Source organism: Nitrosovibrio tenuis (assembly GCF_900109785.1).
GTDB classification, from domain to species: Bacteria; Pseudomonadota; Gammaproteobacteria; order Burkholderiales; family Nitrosomonadaceae; genus Nitrosospira; species Nitrosospira tenuis_A.
The window spans coordinates 60,582-81,249 of the sequence record NZ_FOBH01000007.1 but is presented as its reverse complement, the minus strand read 5'-3'; the positions used below and the strand labels follow the sequence as shown (position 1 = coordinate 81,249).

14 protein-coding genes are annotated in these 20,668 nt (G+C 54.5%); 5 read left to right on the top strand and 9 right to left on the bottom strand.

Annotated features, from left to right (window positions below; translation table 11 throughout):
- The first annotated feature begins 45 nt into the window (after positions 1-45).
- A complete protein-coding gene (locus tag BMX00_RS09845; RefSeq protein WP_090828929.1) occupies positions 46-2,418 on the top strand; it encodes a Tex family protein in 2,373 nt (790 codons plus the stop codon).
- 218 nt (positions 2,419-2,636) lie between these two features.
- On the opposite strand, the gene BMX00_RS09840 is transcribed toward BMX00_RS09845, so the two are convergent.
- Entirely contained in the window at positions 2,637-5,300 is a 2,664-nt protein-coding gene (locus BMX00_RS09840) for an MMPL family transporter (protein ID WP_090828853.1), read from the bottom strand.
- A 368-nt stretch (positions 5,301-5,668) separates the two neighbouring features.
- Positions 5,669-6,868 carry a cupin-like domain-containing protein gene (locus BMX00_RS09835; protein ID WP_090828852.1) on the bottom strand — a complete coding sequence of 400 codons (1,200 nt, stop codon included), beginning with the start codon at positions 6,866-6,868 and terminating at the stop codon, positions 5,669-5,671.
- A gap of 630 nt (positions 6,869-7,498) precedes the next feature.
- Here BMX00_RS09835 and BMX00_RS15110 point away from each other — a divergent pair.
- Positions 7,499-8,041, top strand: a complete 543-nt coding sequence (locus BMX00_RS15110; protein ID WP_143053079.1) for a PEP-CTERM sorting domain-containing protein — start codon at positions 7,499-7,501, stop codon at positions 8,039-8,041.
- On the opposite strand, the gene BMX00_RS09830 is transcribed toward BMX00_RS15110, so the two are convergent.
- Positions 7,926-9,245 carry a tetratricopeptide repeat protein gene (locus tag BMX00_RS09830; RefSeq protein WP_090828851.1) on the bottom strand — a complete coding sequence of 440 codons (1,320 nt, stop codon included), beginning with the start codon at positions 9,243-9,245 and terminating at the stop codon, positions 7,926-7,928. The genes BMX00_RS15110 and BMX00_RS09830 overlap by 116 nt on opposite strands.
- A 211-nt stretch (positions 9,246-9,456) precedes the next feature.
- Here BMX00_RS09830 and BMX00_RS09825 point away from each other — a divergent pair, with 211 nt between their 5' ends.
- Positions 9,457-10,626, top strand: coding sequence for an NYN domain-containing protein (locus BMX00_RS09825; RefSeq protein ID WP_090828928.1), 1,170 nt, complete (start codon positions 9,457-9,459; stop codon positions 10,624-10,626).
- A 225-nt stretch (positions 10,627-10,851) separates the two neighbouring features.
- On the opposite strand, the gene BMX00_RS09820 is transcribed toward BMX00_RS09825, so the two are convergent.
- Both BMX00_RS09820 and BMX00_RS09815 read right to left on the bottom strand, forming a co-directional pair.
- On the bottom strand, positions 10,852-12,066 hold the full coding sequence (locus BMX00_RS09820; protein ID WP_090828850.1) for an ammonium transporter: 1,215 nt from the start codon (positions 12,064-12,066) through the stop codon (positions 10,852-10,854).
- Positions 12,067-12,347: 281 nt separating this feature from the next.
- A complete protein-coding gene (locus BMX00_RS09815) occupies positions 12,348-13,787 on the bottom strand; it encodes an FxDxF family PEP-CTERM protein (RefSeq protein ID WP_090828849.1) in 1,440 nt (479 codons plus the stop codon).
- A gap of 416 nt (positions 13,788-14,203) precedes the next feature.
- Here BMX00_RS09815 and BMX00_RS09810 point away from each other — a divergent pair, with 416 nt between their 5' ends.
- Positions 14,204-15,610 (top strand): adhesin, encoded by a 1,407-nt coding sequence (locus tag BMX00_RS09810; protein WP_090828848.1) that lies wholly within the window; start codon positions 14,204-14,206, stop codon positions 15,608-15,610.
- Positions 15,611-15,847: 237 nt separating this feature from the next.
- On the opposite strand, the gene BMX00_RS09805 is transcribed toward BMX00_RS09810, so the two are convergent.
- From BMX00_RS09805 to BMX00_RS09790, 4 genes are all read right to left on the bottom strand, one after another.
- Positions 15,848-16,309 carry a ferritin-like domain-containing protein gene (locus BMX00_RS09805; RefSeq protein ID WP_090828847.1) on the bottom strand — a complete coding sequence of 154 codons (462 nt, stop codon included), beginning with the start codon at positions 16,307-16,309 and terminating at the stop codon, positions 15,848-15,850.
- 188 nt (positions 16,310-16,497) lie between these two features.
- Positions 16,498-18,837 (bottom strand): S8 family peptidase, encoded by a 2,340-nt coding sequence (locus BMX00_RS09800; RefSeq protein ID WP_177171828.1) that lies wholly within the window; start codon positions 18,835-18,837, stop codon positions 16,498-16,500.
- A gap of 15 nt (positions 18,838-18,852) precedes the next feature.
- On the bottom strand, positions 18,853-19,245 hold the full coding sequence (locus tag BMX00_RS09795) for a hypothetical protein (RefSeq protein WP_090828845.1): 393 nt from the start codon (positions 19,243-19,245) through the stop codon (positions 18,853-18,855).
- Between the two features lie 175 nt (positions 19,246-19,420).
- Entirely contained in the window at positions 19,421-19,747 is a 327-nt protein-coding gene (locus tag BMX00_RS09790) for a hypothetical protein (RefSeq protein ID WP_090828844.1), read from the bottom strand.
- 744 nt (positions 19,748-20,491) lie between these two features.
- Here BMX00_RS09790 and BMX00_RS14750 point away from each other — a divergent pair.
- On the top strand, positions 20,492-20,656 hold the full coding sequence (locus tag BMX00_RS14750; RefSeq protein WP_218141531.1) for a hypothetical protein: 165 nt from the start codon (positions 20,492-20,494) through the stop codon (positions 20,654-20,656).
- Positions 20,657-20,668: the final 12 nt, after the last annotated feature.

The window sequence follows — 20,668 nt, the reverse complement described above, 5'->3', positions numbered from 1 at the left end:
CGCACGGCAAAAGCCGTGGCTTGGTTTGTCCTCATTTATCCTCATATGCTGCCATCCATCGAACACCGCATTTCCCTTGAACTCGCCGCCAAGCCTGCACAGGTGGCCGCCGCGATTGCCTTGCTCGACGAAGGTGCGACGGTGCCTTTCATTGCGCGGTACCGCAAGGAGGCTACGGGCGGGCTGGACGATGTGCAGTTGCGCCTGCTGGAAGAGCGGCTGGGCTATCTGCGCGAACTGGAAGACAGGCGCAGCGTAATCATTGCTTCCATCGGAGAGCAGGGCAAAATGACGCCGGCGCTGCTCGCTTTGCTGACGGATGCGGAAGATAAGACGCGGCTCGAAGACCTGTATCTGCCTTTCAGGAAAAAGCGCCGCACCAAGGCGGAAATCGCGCGGGAGGCCGGGCTGGAACCTTTGGCCGATGCGCTTTTGGCAAACCCCATGCTGCAACCTGAGGAAGAGGCAGGAAAATACCTGAAGCCCGCCTTCAGCAGCAATCAGGGCGACAATCCCGGCGTTCAAGATGCCAAAGCCGCGCTTGAGGGTGCGCGCCATATTCCTATGGAACGTCTGGCCGAAGATGCGGCGTTGCTGCAGTGGCTGCGCGAATACCTGCTGAACCATGGCGTGGTGGAGTCCAGGATTATTGAAGGCAAGGAAGACGCCGGCGCCAAGTATGCGGATTATTTCAACTATTCCGAAAAGATCGGCATGATTCCGTCCCACCGCGCTCTGGCCCTGTTCCGCGGCCGTCGCGAGGAAGTGCTGAACGTCGCGCTACGGCTGGATTCCGAAGCGGAAAGGCCGACGTGGGATGCCCCATACAACCCGTGCGAAGCCCGTATCGCGGCTCACGCTGGCATCCGTAACCAGAACCGGGCCGCTGACGCGTGGTTGAGCGAAACCGTGCGCTGGGCCTGGCGCGTTAGAATCTTCCCGCATCTCGAAACCGATCTGATGAGCACACTGCGCAAGCGCGCCGAGGCCGAGGCGATCAATATCTTCGCGCGCAACCTGAAGGCGCTGCTGCTGGCTGCGCCCGCCGGACCGCGCGTCACCATGGGTCTTGACCCCGGCCTGCGCACCGGCGTGAAGGTCGCGGTCGTGGATGCGACCGGCAAGGTCATGGAGACTGCTACGGTTTTCCCTCATCAGCCGAGGAACGACTGGGAGGGATCGCTTGATGCGCTGGGAACGCTGGCTGAAAAATACCGGGTGTCTCTGATCGCCGTCGGCAACGGCACCGCGTCGCGGGAAACCGACAAGCTGGCCAGGGATCTGATCAGGCAGCGCCCCGAGCTCAAGCTGACTTCAATCGTGGTATCCGAGGCGGGTGCATCGGTATATTCGGCGTCAGAGTTCGCCTCGCGCGAACTGCCGCAGATGGATGTGTCGCTGCGCGGCGCGGTCTCTATCGCGCGGCGCCTGCAGGACCCGCTGGCGGAACTGGTGAAGATCGATCCCAAATCCATCGGCGTGGGTCAATACCAGCACGATGTTGCCCAGAGCCAATTGGCGCGCTCGCTCGACGCGGTGGTCGAGGACTGCGTCAATGCGGTGGGGGTGGATGTCAACACGGCCTCGCAGCCTTTGCTGGAGCGTGTTTCCGGGCTTAGCAGCACTACCGCGCAAAGCATCGTTGCCTACCGCGACAGCAAAGGCATGTTCACCTCGCGCGCCGGCTTGCGCAACGTGCCGCGCCTGGGCGAAAAAACATTCGAGCAGGCGGCAGGCTTTCTGCGCATTCTAAACGGCGATAACCCGCTGGATGCCTCCGCGGTGCATCCCGAGTCTTACCCGGTGATCGAAAGGATACTCGCCGAAATAAACCAGGACATCAAAACGGTAATCGGCAATGGAAAACTGTTGAAGTCGCTGGACCCGGCCAAGTATGCGGACGCGAAATTTGGCTTACCGACCGTTACCGACATTCTGGGAGAGCTGGAAAAGCCTGGCCGCGACCCGCGCCCGGAATTCACAACCGCGGTGTTCAAGGAGGGGGTGAGCGAGATCAGGGATTTGCATCCCGGTATGATGCTGGAAGGCGTGGTGACCAACGTCGCTGCGTTCGGCGCGTTTGTCGATATTGGCGTGCACCAGGATGGGCTGGTACATATTTCCGCGCTCGCCGACACGTTCGTGAAAGATCCGCATAGCGTCGTCAAAGCAGGGCAGGTGGTCAAAGTCAAAGTGCTCGAAGTCGACGAAAAGCGCAAAAGAATCACGCTGACCATGCGACTGACGGATAACGCAGCGCAACCGGACAAGCGCGATGACTTATCGAAACAAGAAGGCAAGCGGAAAGACAATTCATTCCGGCGCCAACAGAAAAACGAGCAGAAACACGAGCAGAAACGGGAACCCGTGGCGAATACCGCTATGGCTGCGGCTTTTAGGAAGCTGAAGGGTAAGTAACAATCAATCGACTCAGGATCAATCACGTCCGCCTCGACTCATGGTTATGTTTCAAGTCGGGAATATAGGTTGTGCCGATGGTCCGATGGTCCTTACGTTACCATGCCAGGACTGTGCCATCCCCATGTTGCGCTTCCGCCGGACTGGCACGCTGGTGACAACGACTAGAGTCTGGCCTGCCAAGCGATCAAGGACGAGTGCCCGCTTGGCTTATCCGCCTAGCGCGGCTGGTTACCTTCCTTATGGCTTAATATCAGTTTACTGAGCGCAGGAAGAATAATAAATGTACAGACCATGATCCAGAATATGCCTATGGTAATGATCAAGCCCATGCTGGAGATACCGGCATGCGGCGAGAAAGCCAACCCTCCAAAGCTGGAGGAAGTGGTCAGAGCTCCAAAAAAAATGGCTCTGGCGGTGCTGGACTCATAGATGTTCTCCTCTTCAGAAAGCGAATGGCGCAGCTTTACGAGCATGTGTATGCCGTTGTCAACCCCCAGTCCCAATAACAGCGGCAGGGCGATGATGTTGGCGAAATTAACGGGAGTGTTGGTGAGCGCCGCGCTTGCCATGGTAAAGAGCCCCGCCAGTATGAGTGTTGCCATGACCAGCGCGGTATCCAGAAAACTGCGCCGGATGGCGAGCAAAACCAGTGCAATGGCAACCAGCGCAATCACAATAGCCTCCTCAAAAGCCTGGACGACTTCCTTCATCGATTCCCAATATATGATCGGCAGGCCGGTTGTTTGAGGTGCGACCGATTGGACTTCGGTGATAAATTCTTTCAGGTTGGTCAGATCGTTCAGGTTTTTTTTTGGAAAAATCTGGATGCGGTACAAGCCGTCATTGCTCAGCCATCGTTCCCGAATATCGGGAGGCAGATCGGCCAGACTGATCTGTCTGGCTTCCAGGCTGACTGATAATTCGTGCATGACTTCGGGTAACGTGCCGAGCAGCGCAGTCTGTATTTTTTCAATGAAAACCTTTCGGCTGGGTTGCAGCCGTGCATCAAGCTCGATCAGAATTTCCTGCAATTCCTTTTTTAAATTCGTCAACGATGCCCGCTCCCGGGTACTGCTTTTTTGGGACAGGAGGGTATCAATCGCTTTTATCAGGCGGATGATGCCGGGGGCTGGGTCGGCATCCGTTTTCAGCTGCGGGAAATGCTGTACCTGCGGGCCAAGTATCAGCACCAGTTCTTCAATCAACGCCAGTTTTTCGTCCTGGTCCGTGGGCTGAAGGTCAAAAAGACTGATCGTTTTATCAACCGAAGCTAATGCCGACAGCTTTTGTTGCAGGATTTTGGTGCTGTTTTTGTCCTGGGTCAGCACGTTCAACGTCATCGGCGTGGTTTCCTCGTCCGCCATCAATCTTTTGAACGCGACCACCGATTCGGTATTAGGGTCGCGAAGGTCGATCGGATTAAAATCAGTTTTCACATTAAATGCCAATACGATGGAGATCAGGGCCAAAACGAGGGTGGCAACGAAAACCGGTTTGGCGTACCGGAGCGGTAAGGTCGCCAGTTTCCTGGACAGGTTTGAGAGCGGATGTTGGTCTACCTCCAACCCGAACTTCCTCGGCGCCGGCAGGATTTTTAGTAGCGTCGGCAAGGAAACCAGCGTGATTAACAGGCAAATAAACAGGCTGGTCCCTGCCAGCAGGCCAAGCTCCGCGACGCCCTTGTAATCAGTCGGGATGAAAGCATAAAGGCCGATGGACGTGGTGCCGGCGGCCAATAACAGAGAGGGCCCCACGGTCATGAAAGTGTTGCGTAGTGCCAGCTCTTTATCGGCATGATCCTTTAAATTGTCCCGATAGCGTAAGCAAAAATGAATCGCATATTCCACGCCCAGGCCGATATTGGATACTGCAAAAGCCAGTGAAATCAGGTTTAATTCCGTTACCGCAATGGCTGCGAATGCCCCGCAGAAAATCATGCCCAAGGCCAGGGTCAGCAACGTGGCTACCGTGAGTAAAATGGATCGGTAGGCAACCAGCAAAATGAATAACACCAGGACAACGGAGAACACACTGGCGGTAAAGGTGCCGGTGCTCATGCCTGCAAGCTCATCGTCTTCAAGGCCGACCTCGCCCGTCACCCAAACCTTGACGGCCGGCAGACCGGGGTCCTGAATATCCGTCGCGGCTTTGCGAATAGCCTCGATCGCACCTTGGGCGGGACGGATATGCGAATGATCGAGCTTGGGCGAGGCAATGATAAACTCTTTGCCGGAGTGTCTTTTCTTCTCGGCAATCAATAATTCCCAGGAGAGCAGGGCATTTTCGCCATTGATCGTTTTATGCAAAACAAGGGAAATCCTGTCGGCCAACGAGGCCACATCAACAGGGACAACCTGGGTCTTGTCTTTTGCCGCCTCATCCGTGGCCTTCAGCGCGTCTTCAAAAATAGAAAAAAAACCGGTCAGATTGGGTTCCTGTGCGATTCTGCCGATAAACGGCTGGGCAACGGACAGGTTGTTGGACAGCGTTTGCAACTCGTCCGTATCCAGATAAAGCAGGCCGTTCTGACGGAAAAATTCATTGTCATCGGGAATGTAGGCCGAGTTGAAGTGAGCCGTGTTGTTGCTGAGCAGACCCAACAGTCTTCTGCTGGCAGATTTGGTCAGTTCAGGCGTATCCGACTCAACCACCAGCAGCAGCGTGCTCAAATCCTGTGAAAAAGCTTGTTCATACAGGCGCCGGTATTGCTGAAAAGGTGCATCGGGAGCAATGAGCTTGCCGGTATCGGTATCGATGCGTAAATGGCCGATTGCGTAATGGGCGGCCAGAATACCGAGCACAACCAGAACTGACAGCGCCGTAAAAGGGTGGCCAAGCGTCCAGTTTCCGAAAGAGGCATAACTGCGGTTTATTGACATAATCGATCGGGTCGAGCTCGATTGACTTGTAGTTGATTTACTTATAGTTGATCAAGGGGACAGCAGCTCTTTTGAAGACAGGACTACCCGATTCAACATCGGTTGCGAGTCCCCATCAATTGAGCGCGTCAGTAAAAAGGAGTAGTGCAATGCAGTACTACAGAGTACCTACAGGCTCGCTTCCATCGGTAAAATATTGAAACCTGTAATACGGGCACGTGAACGCCACGTCAGCCGGTGCGGCGGCATGTCCGAATATCTTCAGTTTGCGGGAATTATCCTTTACGCGGAATGACTCCCGAGTCCAGTTTCAATCTACCAAAACTGTAACCGAAGTCGTCCTATCCATACATCAGAGGCAGGTCATTTCAGTATAAGGTGGTTTCCTGCTCGTTGTGGGCGGTGTCGGCGGCCAAATCGGCAATATTGCCGCGTATGCTGCAGCTGATGACTTCGATGCAGCTTTTCCAGAAACCGCTCGAGAGTAGTTGCAAGCCGCGGAAATATCTATTCGAGACATCCGCTGGCGCGGTATACCGGCAGGTAATTCCCAATCCCTCTTCATCCAGGTTGATTGTCTTGTGCCACATCCATGCCGGAAAAAACAAAACATCGCCCGGATGCAGGTCGAACTCATAGCGCGGCGCGTATTCCGCGAGTGCGTAAGCATTGCGATCACTTGGTTCACCATTTTCATCGGCGCTGAATTCGGCAAACCGTCGCATGCCATTTCCGCGCGCCGCCGGGTATAGCAGCCAGGAATATTCCGACTCGATCAACGTCCAGCGTTTGGATCCGGATACGGCCAGATACCAATTGGGCCCTTCCTCGCAGTGGTAGTTGGCGTTCAATCCCGTCCCCAGGCCGAGAATCAGAAAACTCAGAACGGGTTTCGACGGCCGGCCCATGACAGGAAAATATCCATGCGACCGTGGGATTTCAAAATAGTTATAAAAAGCCGGGTTTTGGTCGAGCAGCAATTGCTGCGGGATGAAATTGCGGCGGCGGTCCTCAGCGATCTGACGCAGGGATGTATTCACCATCTTCTTGGTGTTTTTGTCCAAGGCCTGTACGACAGTGTTCGGAAATCGTTCCGCGAGCCTCGCGAGTGTCCAGTCTGCGGGTGCGTTTTTTATAAATCCGCGCAGCACGCACGGGATGGACCGTTTGACATGCTCGCGGTAAAACCGCTGCGGCTCAATCTCGCCGGGCCCATACTCGGAAATTGCCAGAACTTGCCTGCGCGGTACGCCGTGGTTTTGCAATCGCCGGAATATTCGCTGCTCCGTGCGCCGACGGACATCCCGTAACGCGTCAGGCTTATGGGACAGGTGTTGACACAGCATGATGCTCTTCAGCGCCAACACGTTGCCATACCCCAGCGGCAGTTTCGCTACACCGCGTTTGCCCATTCGCTCCACAAGAAACGTGCGCAGGAAAAGTTGCTGCTCCACCACCAATTGCCACATAACATATAGAAGCGTGGCCACTCCAGCCAGCGGTGTGGCCAGCCAGTTTCTCACCGATGCCAGCGCTGTTCCTTTTTTTGTCTTGCCTGTACTCTCCATTGGATGCCTCCTTTGGTTCGGTTCCCGATGTTTAATTTCACTTTGAGAATCGGTTCATGCAAAACCTCGTCATCTGTTAGCCAAGTCTTGTTCTGGTGCAGGAACGAATGGTTAAAGATACAAATTAAGGAAAAAATACAAATTAAGGTGGTGCCGGTGAATTAATTCGATCGCCCCGAGCATAGGATGCGTCGGGTTTTGCTTCAGTATTTCAGTATAAATTGTATAGTCCGGGGTACATGCCGCCGGATTGAGCAACAGGTGGAGCTCCAGCCCATTGATCTTGGGCTCGAAGTATGAGTATAGGAGATATAACTGTTCTGTGTCATCAGGCTCTGACGCTTCAATAGGTTTATCGAAATACGCTGACTGAAAAATACGTGAGGAGATGCAAAGGTATCCCGGCTACCGTTCCATTTGATCAGTCTATGCTGTTCTCGGCGTAGCGATGTTTTTCCGCCCGGGGTTCATTGCCAACTCATATATTTGGCGTTAGATGAGTTTCAGGCGGCTTTCCGCAGGAACATCGAGCAGAAAAATGGAAATGACATGGCGTTTGGGTCTTTAAATGGTTGGGCTCATCTATGAATACACTGCCGGTGAGTAACGCGTCGCAACCGGTGAAAGGGGGTGAAAAGCGGCAGAAAGCCTGAACAAGGCACGGGGCAAGGAACCGCCATCTCTTCAATTACAGCCGAGGCAGAAGCGGAAACCTGCCCGTTGGGGATTTCCGAACTCGGCGGGGGATCAATCTCAAACTGTCTCCCGGGTCAGACAATAGACGGCTGTACCGGAATAGGTAATTTCGAAACAACGTTAACTAACGGCCAATTCCGCCTGAACAAGGTCTCTGAACCGGGCACACTGGCGCTCTTTGGAATCACTATGGTTGGCTTTGGTTTTGCGCAACGCCGCAATGCCATGAGTGGCCAGAAGTTGGGTCAAGCGCCTTTTCTAAGCGCTCGCCTAAACGTCGTGAACCAGCCGCGTACGCTCTACCGCAATTCGCTATTCATTCGGTGCCAAGGACGTCGCCGCACCCCTGAGCGTTACATTCTCATTGCGGGATGGTTTCAAAGCGCGCTACTTGTTGGCCAAGTTCCTCGGCTGCACTGGATTGATCCGTTGCGCGATAGAGTTTCGCGAGGTTGTCCAAGCTTAATTTTACGTTAGGATGGTCGGGGCCGAGGGATCTCTCGAAGATTCCCAAGGCACGCTTATAGAAGAGCTCCGCTTGGGCATATTGCCCCTGAGTGTGATAAATCGTCGCGAGATTGTTCAAGCTTGCTGCCATGTTGAGATGATAAGAACCTACCGTTTTCTCGAAAATCGCGAGTGACCGCTCATAAAATGGCGCAGCCTGTGCGTATTGACCTTGAACGCGATAGAGTTCGGCAAGGCTGCTCAAGTCCTTCGCTACTTCGGGGTGGTCTGGCCCGAGTGCTTTCTCTCGCATTGCCAGCGCGCGCTTGTATAGCGGTTCGGCTGGTTCATATTGAGCCTGTTTTTGATAGAGATCGGCAAGATTGCTCAACACCTCGGCTAGATCGGGATTGTTGAAGCCGAGCATCTTCTCCCGGACCGCCAGTACGCGCCTGTAGAGGGGGGCGGCTTCTGCGTACTGTCCTTGGGTGTGATAGATCACCGCCAGATTATTCAGGCTTGTTGCCACGTTTTCGTGGTCGGGGCCGAGGGTTCTCTCGTAGATGCGATGGGCACGCTTGTAGAGCGGGTCGGCTTGCGCGTATTGGCCTTCACTGTGATAGATCACTGCCAGATTGTTCAGGGCTGTTGCCATGCTGGGATGGTCGGCCCCTAGCATTTTTTCCCGGATCGGCAGCGAACGTTCGTAGAGAGGCTTGGCCCACGCATAGTTGCCTTGGCTACAATAAAGTTCTGCGAGATTGTTCAGGGTCTGGGCCAGATCGGGATGGCTAGGGCGCAATGACTTTTCCCGGATTGTGAGCGCACGTTTATAGAGCGGCTCTGCCTCCGCGTATCGGCCTTGGGCACGGTAGAGTTCCGCGTAGCCGTTCAGGCTCGCCGCCAGAAGCAAATGGTTGGAATCCAGGTATTTTTCCCGGATCGCCAGCACTCGCTTGTAGAGTGGATCCGCTTGCTTGTATTGGCCGTGACCCCGGTGGAGTTCCGCAAGATTGTTCAGGCTTGTCGCCGTATTGGGATGGTTAGGCCCAACCGCTTTTTCCGCCATCGCGAGCGCCTTCTTGGCAGCGACCAGCGCACGGCCGTACTCGCCCTTCTCGTAAAGTGCTTTCGCCTCTTCCGTGATCATTCGCGAAGTCGGCTCCTGCGCGTGAGCAGGTTGCGCCACACCAAGCACGAGGGATAAAAAGAAGGCGATCCTAAGCGTTTTCATGGATTTCCTTATCAGCGTAACGCGGATGAGGGCTAAAGGAAAAGCAAGCGGTAAGTTCCTACCGCATAGCCATTGCAACAGGCTATTTTCTCACAAACTGACACAAATTTTGCAAGCAGCAAGTCTATTGCGTAATCAGCATTGCTGAGACATATTGCTCGTAACCGGGTTCGAGGACATACTATACGATTCGAATCTTCTCAAATTTAATATGGCATCACCCCAAGAAAACGTCAGCATGGCAGTATTCTGCGACTTCGAGAATGTTGCGCTCGGCGTGCGCGACGCAAAGTACGAGAAGTTCGACATCAAGCCAGTACTCGAGCGCCTTTTGCTAAAAGGCAGCATTGTGGTCAAAAAAGCTTATTGCGACTGGGACCGTTACAAGGGCTTCAAGGATACGATGCATGAGGCTAATTTCGAGCTGATCGAAATTCCGCATATTCGCCAGTCGGGCAAGAACTCTGCCGACATTCGCCTGGTCGTGGATGCGCTCGATCTATGCTATACCAAGTCTCACGTCAATACCTTTGTCATTATCAGCGGCGACTCCGATTTCTCACCGCTTGTTTCCAAGCTGCGCGAGAATGCCAAGCAAGTGATCGGCGTAGGAGTCAAGCAATCGACCTCCGACCTGCTGATTGCCAACTGCGACGAGTTTATTTTTTACGATGATCTGGTGCGCGAGAGCCAGCGCGCGGCGGCCAAACGCGATACACGTGAAGCTCAGCCTGCGGCCAAGCGCTCGCCGGACGAAGAAAGGCGCCGCAAGGAGGAATTGGAAGCACGCAAGAGTAAGGCGATCGAAATCGCGGTGGAGACTTTTGAAGCGTTGGTATCCGAGCGGGGTGACAGCGGCAAGATTTGGGCGTCCACACTAAAACAGGCGATCAAGCGCCGCAAGCCGGATTTCAACGAGTCCTACTATGGTTTCCGCGCCTTCGGCAATTTGCTTGAAGAAGCGCAGGCACGCGGTCTGCTGGAACTTGGGCGCGACGAGAAATCGGGCACCTATGTTTACCGCAGTCCTGGTGGAAAGACGGGCGGCGAGACAGGGGGCGGCGAGACAGCGGCCGGGCCAACCCCTCCGGAAACACGCACCGATTCGGCTTCGGCTGAGGACAGCGGCAAGCATGCGGCACCTCGCAGAAGGCGCGAGGGACGCAAGAGTGCACAAAAGAACGCGGTTGTGCCACAAGAAACTAGCGTGGCTGTGGACGCACAGGCGGCTACTGAACCATCTGCCCAAACACCAACGGAGGAAACAGCCGCTCAAACAAAAGCTGAAACTACAGTCTCAACGTTAGATCCCCCAGGGCGCAAACCTTCCGCACGTGCGCGTCGCCCCCGTAAACAAATCGTCACGCCTGACCAAGTTTGAATGGCGGTTGTCGCTAAAGAGGCGAAGCAGCCGGCTGCCCCGCAGTCACTTGCTTTGGTCACAGTGGGGAGGAGGGACAGGGGCGGGGCGGAGCGTAGGCCGACAACCCGCCGATCAACACTTGCGACTTTGCTGGGAGTCGAGAGTTGGTTTAGCGGATAAATAGTAAACAGTAAGCGGCATCCGCCGCTTACTTGAGCAAGGCATTCCTTAATGCGCAGTGCGCTAATGCGTTCCGCCTTCCAGCTTCACCATATCGTCAGTTTCCGGACCTTCGACATGAGCGAATTCCTCGCCGTCCTCATATGCCAGGCGAGTTGTACCCGTGGCTTTTATCAGCATACCGGCAACGGTCCCGGTTATGAGGGCAAGCACTACACTGAATACGATACCGATGAACTGAGCGCCCGCTATACCGGGGACTACGAAGATGGCGACCAGCGCACCCAGCAACCCGGGCATTCCATGCAGGTTGTGCACTCCGCAGGTGTCCACGATCTTGAAGCGTTTTTCCAATGCCGGCTGAATGAACACATAACCGATGACGCTGAGAGCCCCAGCGAGCAAACCGATTCCGAACGCGCCTGTGGGAGAGACGATATTGCATGTCGATCCAATCGCCACGCCGCCTGCCAGCGCCGCGTTGGCCATGTCGACGATCGAGGTCTTGCCTTTATGGAACCACGTGCTCAGGAAATAGGTGCCTAGCGTGGCTCCGCACAGTGCAAGCACGGTATTGACGACCGTTTGCGGCATCTCCTCAAACGGAACGATGGCGGTAGCGAAACTTGGCCAGAAAAGCCACAACACCATCGAGCCCAGCATTGCAAAACGATCGGAAGTGGCATCCGATTCGATCGGTTGGCTGCGTTGTCGCGCGGTAGTCAGCACAAGGGATAGTGCCAAACCAAAATAAGCGCCAAAAGCGTGAATAATGACCGATCCGGCCGTGTCCTGAAACCCTGCCGTCATGCCCATCCCGTTATCCAGTACCAGCCATTCATTCAACAAATATGCTGGAATGAGGAACAGTGCCAGCAATGCGTATTGAAATACCCGCAAACGCCCAAGTACGGCGCCCATTGCGATCAATGCGGACGCTACCGCGAATTCGGCATACATCAATGCCTTGACCGTGTTTGGCGCGATCTCATGGGCAAAGATTCCGTTCGCGCGCAGGAGCATGTAGAGGGGTAGACCAACAGCCACTACCAGGTATGTGCCAGTGGTGGCCCCGAATCCGTATCTCCTGACAAACACCATCAGAAAACCGAAACCCACCAGCAACATCGCGAGAATATGAATAACGTAGTTATACTGAGCTACCTGCCGGGCTTCGTTAAGCTCGGGGCCAGCACCCCCTTCGCTCGCCCAGGCACTAAAACACAGCAGAAACAGGTTTGCGACACCACACAGCATCAAGCAGAGGCTTTTTTTCATTTTGATCCTCCCAATCTTTAGCAATTATTTGGCATACCATGCAAGAGTTTGAACCTCAATAGCCTCAAACACAATAGGGATTTATCGAATAACCCTGCCTTATCCGCAAGTTCAATATTGCGCGGCGCATGAGAACAGGTTGTTCGGGGAAGAGGTCAAGGTGAGCGGCGGTTTCACCCCACCTGGATCGGATTTTTTCAACAAAAAGAATAAAAGACATCGATAAAAAAACAAAACCTCCGCTTTTGGCGGAGGCTTCATTTTGAATCTCGAGAAGTCAATTATTTTCCGGCAGCCCTCCTGCGGCGCGCCAACCAACCCACCATGCCCAGACCGGCCAGCATCAGGGCGTATGTTTCCGGCTCGGGAACCGGGGAAATCATTTGCGCGGTATAGGTGGCGCCAACGGTAGCCAGGTCGGCGTCGCTGACAGCGAAGACGTAGAACTTGTTGTCACCTGCAACGCCCGGAACGAAGTCGTTATCGTTCGTAAAAAACAGCGTGTGCCTGATGACCCCATCAATAACCACATCTTCGCCAAAGGCCAGACCTTCCATCTTTGCGGGGACCTGGTCGAACGCAATACCGTTGCCGTGCAGCTTGTCCACGACATCAAGGAACAGCGTCTTGCTTATTGCCTTGGATGACAAGTCCCCGCTCATGCCTGAAACATCCTGAGCGCCATCAATATCGATCTTGAACAATTGCTTGACCGCGGCTGAGGTGCCGTCGCCGAGGCCTTTGCCGTCGCGTTCATCGACCAGGAACTGGTGATTATTAAGGGCGACAATTTCGCTGACACCCGTACCTGTGGTCAGTTTGTAAGCATACTCGTGCGTGGCTCCGCTTGCGATATCGATGGTAACGATCCGAACGTTTTTGTTTGTATCCTGGAGCAGGGGAGCCTGCATGATGCCAACCAGTGTGGTGCCATCGGGCGTGATGGCCAGCCCTTCCATACCTTTATTGGCTACCCGTCCGGACGTGTCAAACGGGCTGCCCTCCGAAACGGTGGTAGGACCGGGTGTCGCTACAGTGAGATTCGCGGGCAGTTCGAACGCTTTGATGCGCTGGCCCGTAGCGCGGTCGAACTGATAGACATAGGGACCGTATTCATCGGAGATGAATACGCTCTTGCCATCGTTCGAAACGCGCACACCTTCCGGATCGAAGCGCGCATTGCTCGGGTTGCCTGAGGGCCCAGCGCCAAATCCGTCGGAGCGGCCGGTAAAATAGTTCGTACCGTTGACAGCGTTCAATGCGGGCACCCCGCTGTCAAGCGTATGCGTAGCATCTGTTCCCAATGCGCCGGTACCATAGGTCAACGGCGTCGAACTGGATAGAAGGGTGGTGGCGGTCAGCGTCGGGGTGAGCGTATATGGCAGCGACCCTGATGCGGTTGCCGTCAGGTTCATCTGAAGGGTTTGAAAGCGCGTAATATAAGATGTTGTATCGTCAACCAGGGAGTTGTAACTGGTCGCATTGGGTCCGCGGTCTGGCGTGGCAAGAAAGGTATTGCCACCTGCCCAGGCAAAACCTGAGCCAAGGCCGCCAAGAATATTCCCGGCCACGCCATTTTCCAACGGACCCGATGTCTGGCTTGAAAGATCTGAGAAAGTGCCATTTAACGAACCGACGGCGATAAGATCGATGCTGGCGTGGGCAACCGGAACAGCACATAGTGCCGCTGCGATGATCAGAATGAGTTTCTTTTTATTCATGCGATGTCTCTCCGGTGGTTGGTGTAAGGAAATAACGCTATTGTTGTGGCCCTCCGTTACGCGGCGATGTCGCTCCTATGACCTAATCTGATCATGGGGTAATTGTAGCGCTACGGCTATATCCCAGTTGCGAACACGTCGAATTCAAAACAACCTCCAAACGACCTCAAACGACCTCAAACGACCTCCAAACGACTTCTTGGTCGCAGGTCCTGATATTCCGGACGAACGAGGACGATTCGTGGTCCAGGTTTGCATGTCATTGTCCACATTTGACACCGGCGGCAATAGACAACGGGGGCTCACCCATATCAAGCAATTGTTTTCAGGCAGAGGATGAGGTGATGCTTTTCAGTCCCGTAGAGACAAAGTTTGATATCATTACGCGTCAATTAAATACGGAATGGATCGCCTGAATGAAATTTAGTCAGAAGGAAAGAAATATAAACTGGGCGCCCTTGTTGCCCCTGGCATTTGTCCTCGGCCTTGCTTCCTGCGGCGATGGCAAGGGCCCCTCCTCGAGTGGCGGCAGCAGCAGTAGCGCGAGTAGTGGCGGCAAGGCGGAAAAAGGTCCAACTACTGGAAGATTGCTGGATACTGCGGTGGGCGGCGTGGCATACGCGGCATCTTCGGGCGCGACCGGGACCACGGACGAGAAGGGGATTTTCAAATACAGTCATGGAGACACGGTTGAGTTCAAGCTGGGTAGCCTCATTCTGGGAAAACCGAAGGGCGCGGCGATCGTAACGCCCATGGAGTTGGCCGGCGAAAGCAGCGCCCGGCTGCATAACCTGCTTATCCTGTTTCAGTCTCTGGATGCTGACGGCAATCCCGAAAATGGTATTGCCATTCCGCCGAGTGCCGCGGCTGCTGTGAGCGCTTCGATCAATCTCGACAGCGACCCCGCCGAGTTCTCTGCATCTGCCGAGTTACAAAAGGCAAGAGAGGCAGGCGGCGTCGCGGGCCCGGCCAAGACACAGGCACAGGCCGATGCCCACTTTCTTTCGCAAGGGATAAGCCTGCTTAGCACTAACATCTGGGTGAAACACGACGGTGCAGCGGCTTCCGTTATCCGCGCTTCAGCCGGTAAAGGTGGTGAGTATCTGGAAGGGGAGGCTACCCCGGACGATTCCTGCGATGCCAACCGGGTATGCGGTGGCAATCTGGTCAGTAAAGCCGGGGTGGAATATGGGGCGGCGAGTGTATCGGAGTTCGATACCCGCGGATTCAAATTCATTGGCAAACCGGAAATTGATACTAATCTACAGGCTGGATTGTCCCATCCGCGGCCAACCTGGCGGCTTCGTACCGATGGTTCCGATTTGATCGCTTCCGATATCGTGACGGTTCAAAGAGAAAGGAAGCAGGCCAGCCTTTTCGGCGAGCTCTTCCATATTGCGGGCACGCTGGAGATCAGTTCGAGCAAGGAGCCTATCAAAACGGAAGTCAAGGAGAGCCGTTACTCCAGAATGGAAAATGATCCGAAAGGCATCGTTGGAGCATGGGCGTCCGATCCGGCTGTCATCAAGACACCCACCTATTTTTTCTTTTCCAATGGAAAATTTATGATGGTCGATCCAATTGGGGACGCGGAAGGGGCCGGTCATGCAAGCTGCGGTGGGCCAGGCATCGAGTTTTCCTCATATTCTTATGATACAGGCAGTAAGGCATTGACATTTAAAGGATTTACCTATGACACGAACGGTTGTGCCGGCTTTTCGGACAATGGCGCGGCCTCGGTCGACATCAGTGCGGATGGCAATACGGCGACGTTGAATAAAACGGATAAAAGCACACTTACTCTGTACCGGGTATCGAAATAAGCCCAATTTGTTGAGATATGAGTCTTGTTGGATTTTGATGAAGTGTGGATAGGTTAAATAGGCAAGCCAACCACCTGAAGATGCAGGATGAGTGGAAGCATGAGGGAGGCTATAAGCCAAGAACCACCGTAATCCATCGCAATGGGTTGAGCTGCTGTCCACCATCCTGAACAACCAAGGCAGGCCGGGCTCTGCTCGATATTGCACCGAACAATAGGGTGAAGCCCGGCTCGCCATTCAAACCAGGTCGGGATGATGCCGGGCCGTGTCGCGGAGCTGGCGTACCCGGTCATGGTTTCTTTTCGCGCCTTCATATTGATTTTCGAGAAGCGCGCGCAGATCGCCCGGCATATCTCCTCTCAGCGCATTTTCATAGGCTATCATGGCCGCAGCTTCGCCTCGTTCGCATTCTTCGAGCACCGCGATATTATCCTGGTTTGAAATGGCTGTTTTGATATCCACCCAGGCGCGATGCAGCGCACCTACCGCGCTCCCACTTGTATCAGGTTCACCGCCGTATTTTCTCACCTCGGCAGTCAAATTACGAACGGCTTCCAGGCAACCTTGCGCACGATTTTGGAAGTACATCTTGAGCGAGGGATCGCGCACATCTTCCGCACAGGTCTTGAAGCCTTCCATTCCGTCGCGGGAGATTTCGATCAGGCCATTCAGCATGTCTACAATTTCGTCGTTATTCATAAATGTTCTCCTATTTGTTCTTCTGAAATAAGGGTTACGGCAAGATCATCTTTGATAGCAGAGTAAATGAACTCGCCCTTCTGGTCTGTACGCTGAGGCACACTCGATACGCGCAATGCTGTCGATGCAGACCAATTACGTGAATTTTGCTGAGTTTACGGTAATTGGATCATTGCTTATTTCAGCCGTTATAGCGGTTGACGCGGCGGCACCAGTCTCCAGGTGACCCTTCCAACTTCGTCCCTTTCATAGAGCTGGCGCGCGAAAAGCTCGAACTCGTGCTGACGCATGGCTTCCGGTATTTTTATCAGTAGGCGCAGCGGAATTCGAGCCTTCGCCGGGAAAACCACTTCCGGAAATTTGGTATAACCGCAGTTATGGATGTGGATGTGGATCAGGCGCGGCGAGTCCGGATACTTGAACGGGACGGAACTTGGATGCACGTGAAGGAGTTCGGCAAACTCGACGGGCAGTTCGAGCAGGATCTCGGCCCCAGCGGGGAATCGAGGCACGATCTCCAGCCACATTCGCCGTGCCTTGTCTGGCGCGCCTGCCGCCATAAAGGGCAGGGGCACGTAGCCTGGCGGCTCCGTGCGCGGGGGTGGAACATTGTTGATGACGTTGAAGTTACGCCAGGTAACGTTATTATTGCTGCGAATGAAGGTAATGAAATTGTTCCAGTCCAGAAAGTCGGCTGGGGCAGGGCCGGGGTCTCGGGGCGTGTCGAGTATGCCGACGAAACAGTAATGCCCAGGCGCTGGAACCGCGGCGGATGGCCAGGTGATGCCATTCGACACGGTTAACAGATCCCCAGTCGGCACGGTCGGCAGGATGGTGGATCCCAGCAGGGTCCACAAATCAGAGGTAAGGAGCGTGGCAGGCGGAGCCCAATAGACGGTTGCCACCACGTTAGTGGCGGTAGAACCGCCCCGGTTGCGTACGCGCACATAAATAAAATTATCCTGCCCGGCTTTCGCTTCATACCCCAACGTCATATCATTCTCTGTGCCGCTGCCTGCGCCGAATGCGGCCTGGGGATCTGCCACGACTGTTTGACGCAGGATGATATCGGGACTGGATGAGATGGCGCCCAGGTGGGGGTCGCCCATATCGCCGACAAAATCGCGGATATAAACGTCGGGCGACAGGTTGAGCATTTTGCCATCGATAATGGCGCGTAGGTTGGGCATGACGCCCACCCTGTCCATGGCCGGGTTCTGGGACGGGGTTCCGTTCGCTGGATCAGCCAGGATCATGCGCACCTGCCAGGGAGCCAGGCGGTCGCCGGAAGCCGCCTGGACCAGACCTAGCACTGCAAGCGCTGCGCCGGTCACAATAGGTGTGGCACTGGATGTACCGTTGAAACTCGTCGTATACAGATTGGTCGCGGTATTGGTGGAGTCGGAAGAAAGCGTATCCACGTTCTCGCCCCAGCCATAGCAATCGATGCGGCTGCCGTGACAGGAGAAACCGAGCCGCGAGTGGGGCGCGGTGGAACTCGCCGCGCCTACTATGATGGCGCCAGAATCCTGAAAATCAGGGCTTGTGCGGTTGAATATCTGCTGCCCGCCGGGATTGACGACCGTATCCAGATCGACGCCGCCATTGCCCGCCGCCTCGACCACCACAATGCCCAGTGATGTTGCGAGGTGGATCACGTCGAACACGGCCGGTTCAATTTCGACGGGTACCAGGTTGTAGCCAAACAGATTGGTTTGCGCTTCAAGCAGCAGCACATCCCCGAAGCTCATGACAGCAATCGCATCAAGTATCGGTTGTGCCGTGCTGTAGCCGCCTCCCGGCAAATGCTGGCCGACGCAACGGATGGAAGCCAGTTCGGGTGTGATGCCGATACAGCCTACGGTATTGTCCACCGCGGCGATTTCTCCGAGCACGCCACTGCCATGGAAAAAAAAGGAATGATTCAGGCCAGAAATCAAAGTGATGCCGTGCGCGGCAAGGTCTTCGTGATTAAAGGTCCACCCCCACTCCAAATCTACCAGGGCTTGGCCTGCGCCATCGCCGCCGGGGAAATTCCAGGCATATTCGGCGTCAATGCCGTCGGGCGCGGGGTCGAGATACCCTTGATTGCCGCTGCGCGGGTCATCCGCGGCATTTACAAACGGTGGCTCGACCGGCGGAGGCTCGACATAAGCCGTAGCAACTGAATCCCATTGGGAGAGCGCTTTGACCAGATCTTCGGCATTTGTCTCGGGCTGCAGGTTTATGGCGAAATAGGCATCCAGGTTGACGGGGCGAAAGGTAGGGTCGAGCGCTCGCGCTCGTTCCGTTAGCGCTGCAAACTGCCCGGGCTGCTTGAAGAATAGAAGCGGCTCAAGGGTGATCCCTTCGAATCGTGCCGCCAGCGCGTCCCAAGGCCCGATACCGAGGGTATCCAGCATCCGTGCCGCCCCCTCACGAGGCAACTGGACATGATCCTTGAACTTCACGATCACTCTTTTTCGGTAGCCGGAGCCGGGCCGTTCCTTGTCGTTGCCAGGCGCGGAAGAGTTCTTGTTTTCATCCATTGCCATGTCTTCCGGCTACAGCGCGACGACTACGTTTTTTGCAGTGCCGTGCATTACGAAAGGATGCCAGGTTGTAGGGATGCTAAGGGGACTGTATGGGATCGAGACAGACCCTTTACCCTTATATTCCTGGTGTATTCCTACCGTAGTGAAGTCCCCTGTCTGATCGGGTGGAACTTCAATCTCAGGTAGCAAAAAAGCAAAAACAGTGTAATTGTCGGTCGATCTCTCCACTAGGCGGACCGAGACCAGCGAGCCCAGCGCCGTGTGGTCAGTATGAATATCGCCTGGCTTGAAGGCGCGTGAAATAAATTCATCCTTATACGTCAGCGCGGTGAAGCCGGGGTTGCCGCCGATCGTATAATGGACTTCGATATGGTGCCCTCTGAGCTCGAATTGATTTGCCATAGTACCTCCTATCATCGCCGTTACGGCGCCTCCAATTTCAAGATAGCTCTTTTTCTCATGGAGTCAATTTGCATTCAGAATAAAAAGAAACCGATCGGCTGGAATATGGGAAAAACTGATAACGCATAACGGGCGGGAGTGCCGGTCTTGGAGGGTTTAAACAGATCGGCGTGTCTCAGCTTGCGTCCCGCAGCCAGTAAACCACCCCATTGAAATCGACGGGACTAAGGGCTAGCCCGGAAGCATCCGTCGCATCCGATCCTTCCATTGCCTTGATATATTCCTGGAGGTAGCTGTCGCGAATTAAATCCGAACCTCGCTCGTAAGTGAACACCGAGGCGACCGCTTCAATGTTTTCCACAAACGCTCTCAGCGTTTTTAATTCCTCGGAATACTCATCGGAGCACCGGTAATTCAACTGCTCTTCCAGCCAATGGATGCGGGCCAGCAGATCTTTCGAATTTATTATATTGTCGTTATTGGTAATTCGCCTGGGATACAAGATGCTTCCCCTGTTTTATCCTGTTTCACCCTTGAACTTATGGAAATGTGTTCGAGACACTGCTCAAGAATTATAAATACAGTTTTTTTGGTTCGCGGAGCATGCTAGTCCGAACACTTGATGTATTCAGTTCGATAGCGCACAGGCATACAGGTTAGCGCGACCGGCAGGGCATGAAATGCGGTTCCGCACGATACAGATAACGCTCGGGGAAGGCTCATTCGGAGGCACTTTATTACGTGTCCAACCGCACGGAACTATTTTGGTCCCGGAAGGAATATGCAAACAGGAGTGTTCTTTTTCTCCCCGTTCTAAACGCTCCTCTCTCGAGTGAACCCGTGTGTCCACTCAGAGTTTGACCGGGGCGAAGAATCCCTTCAATTCGTCCCGGTCTATTTCTTTTATTCGCGTCGAACGCTGTTCAAGCGGAGGATGCGCTCACGGAACGCGCTGCGAGGATTTGCCCCGCAAGGGGGTTTAACGTTTTTGCTAGCCTTGCTATTGCGTCCAGTGACGGGGTTTACTCAGCAATCCAAGGAATACAACTGCACGCCTTTCGTTAAATATGAGTGCTCAACGGGTCAGTGCGAACGAGCCACCAGCGATTTCCAGCATGCGGGGTCCTTTTCCTATAACCCGGGAAGCCGCACGATCTCGGCCTGCCTAGGGACCAATTGCTACACGGGCACGGCAACAGTGTTCAAGGATACGTCCTCGAGGACCCTTACGGCGATCGGAAAATTGATGCCGACTGCTCATCCCGGAAATAAGCCGATAATTGTCTCCCTGACGATCGATACCAGCGGTAAAAATATTAAAAGCGGGGCCGGCTTCACCGCGATCTGGGGCTATGGTAACGACTGGTTGACTTTCGATATGGGTAAGTGCATACGTCGAAAATCTCGCTGATATGAGTTACGC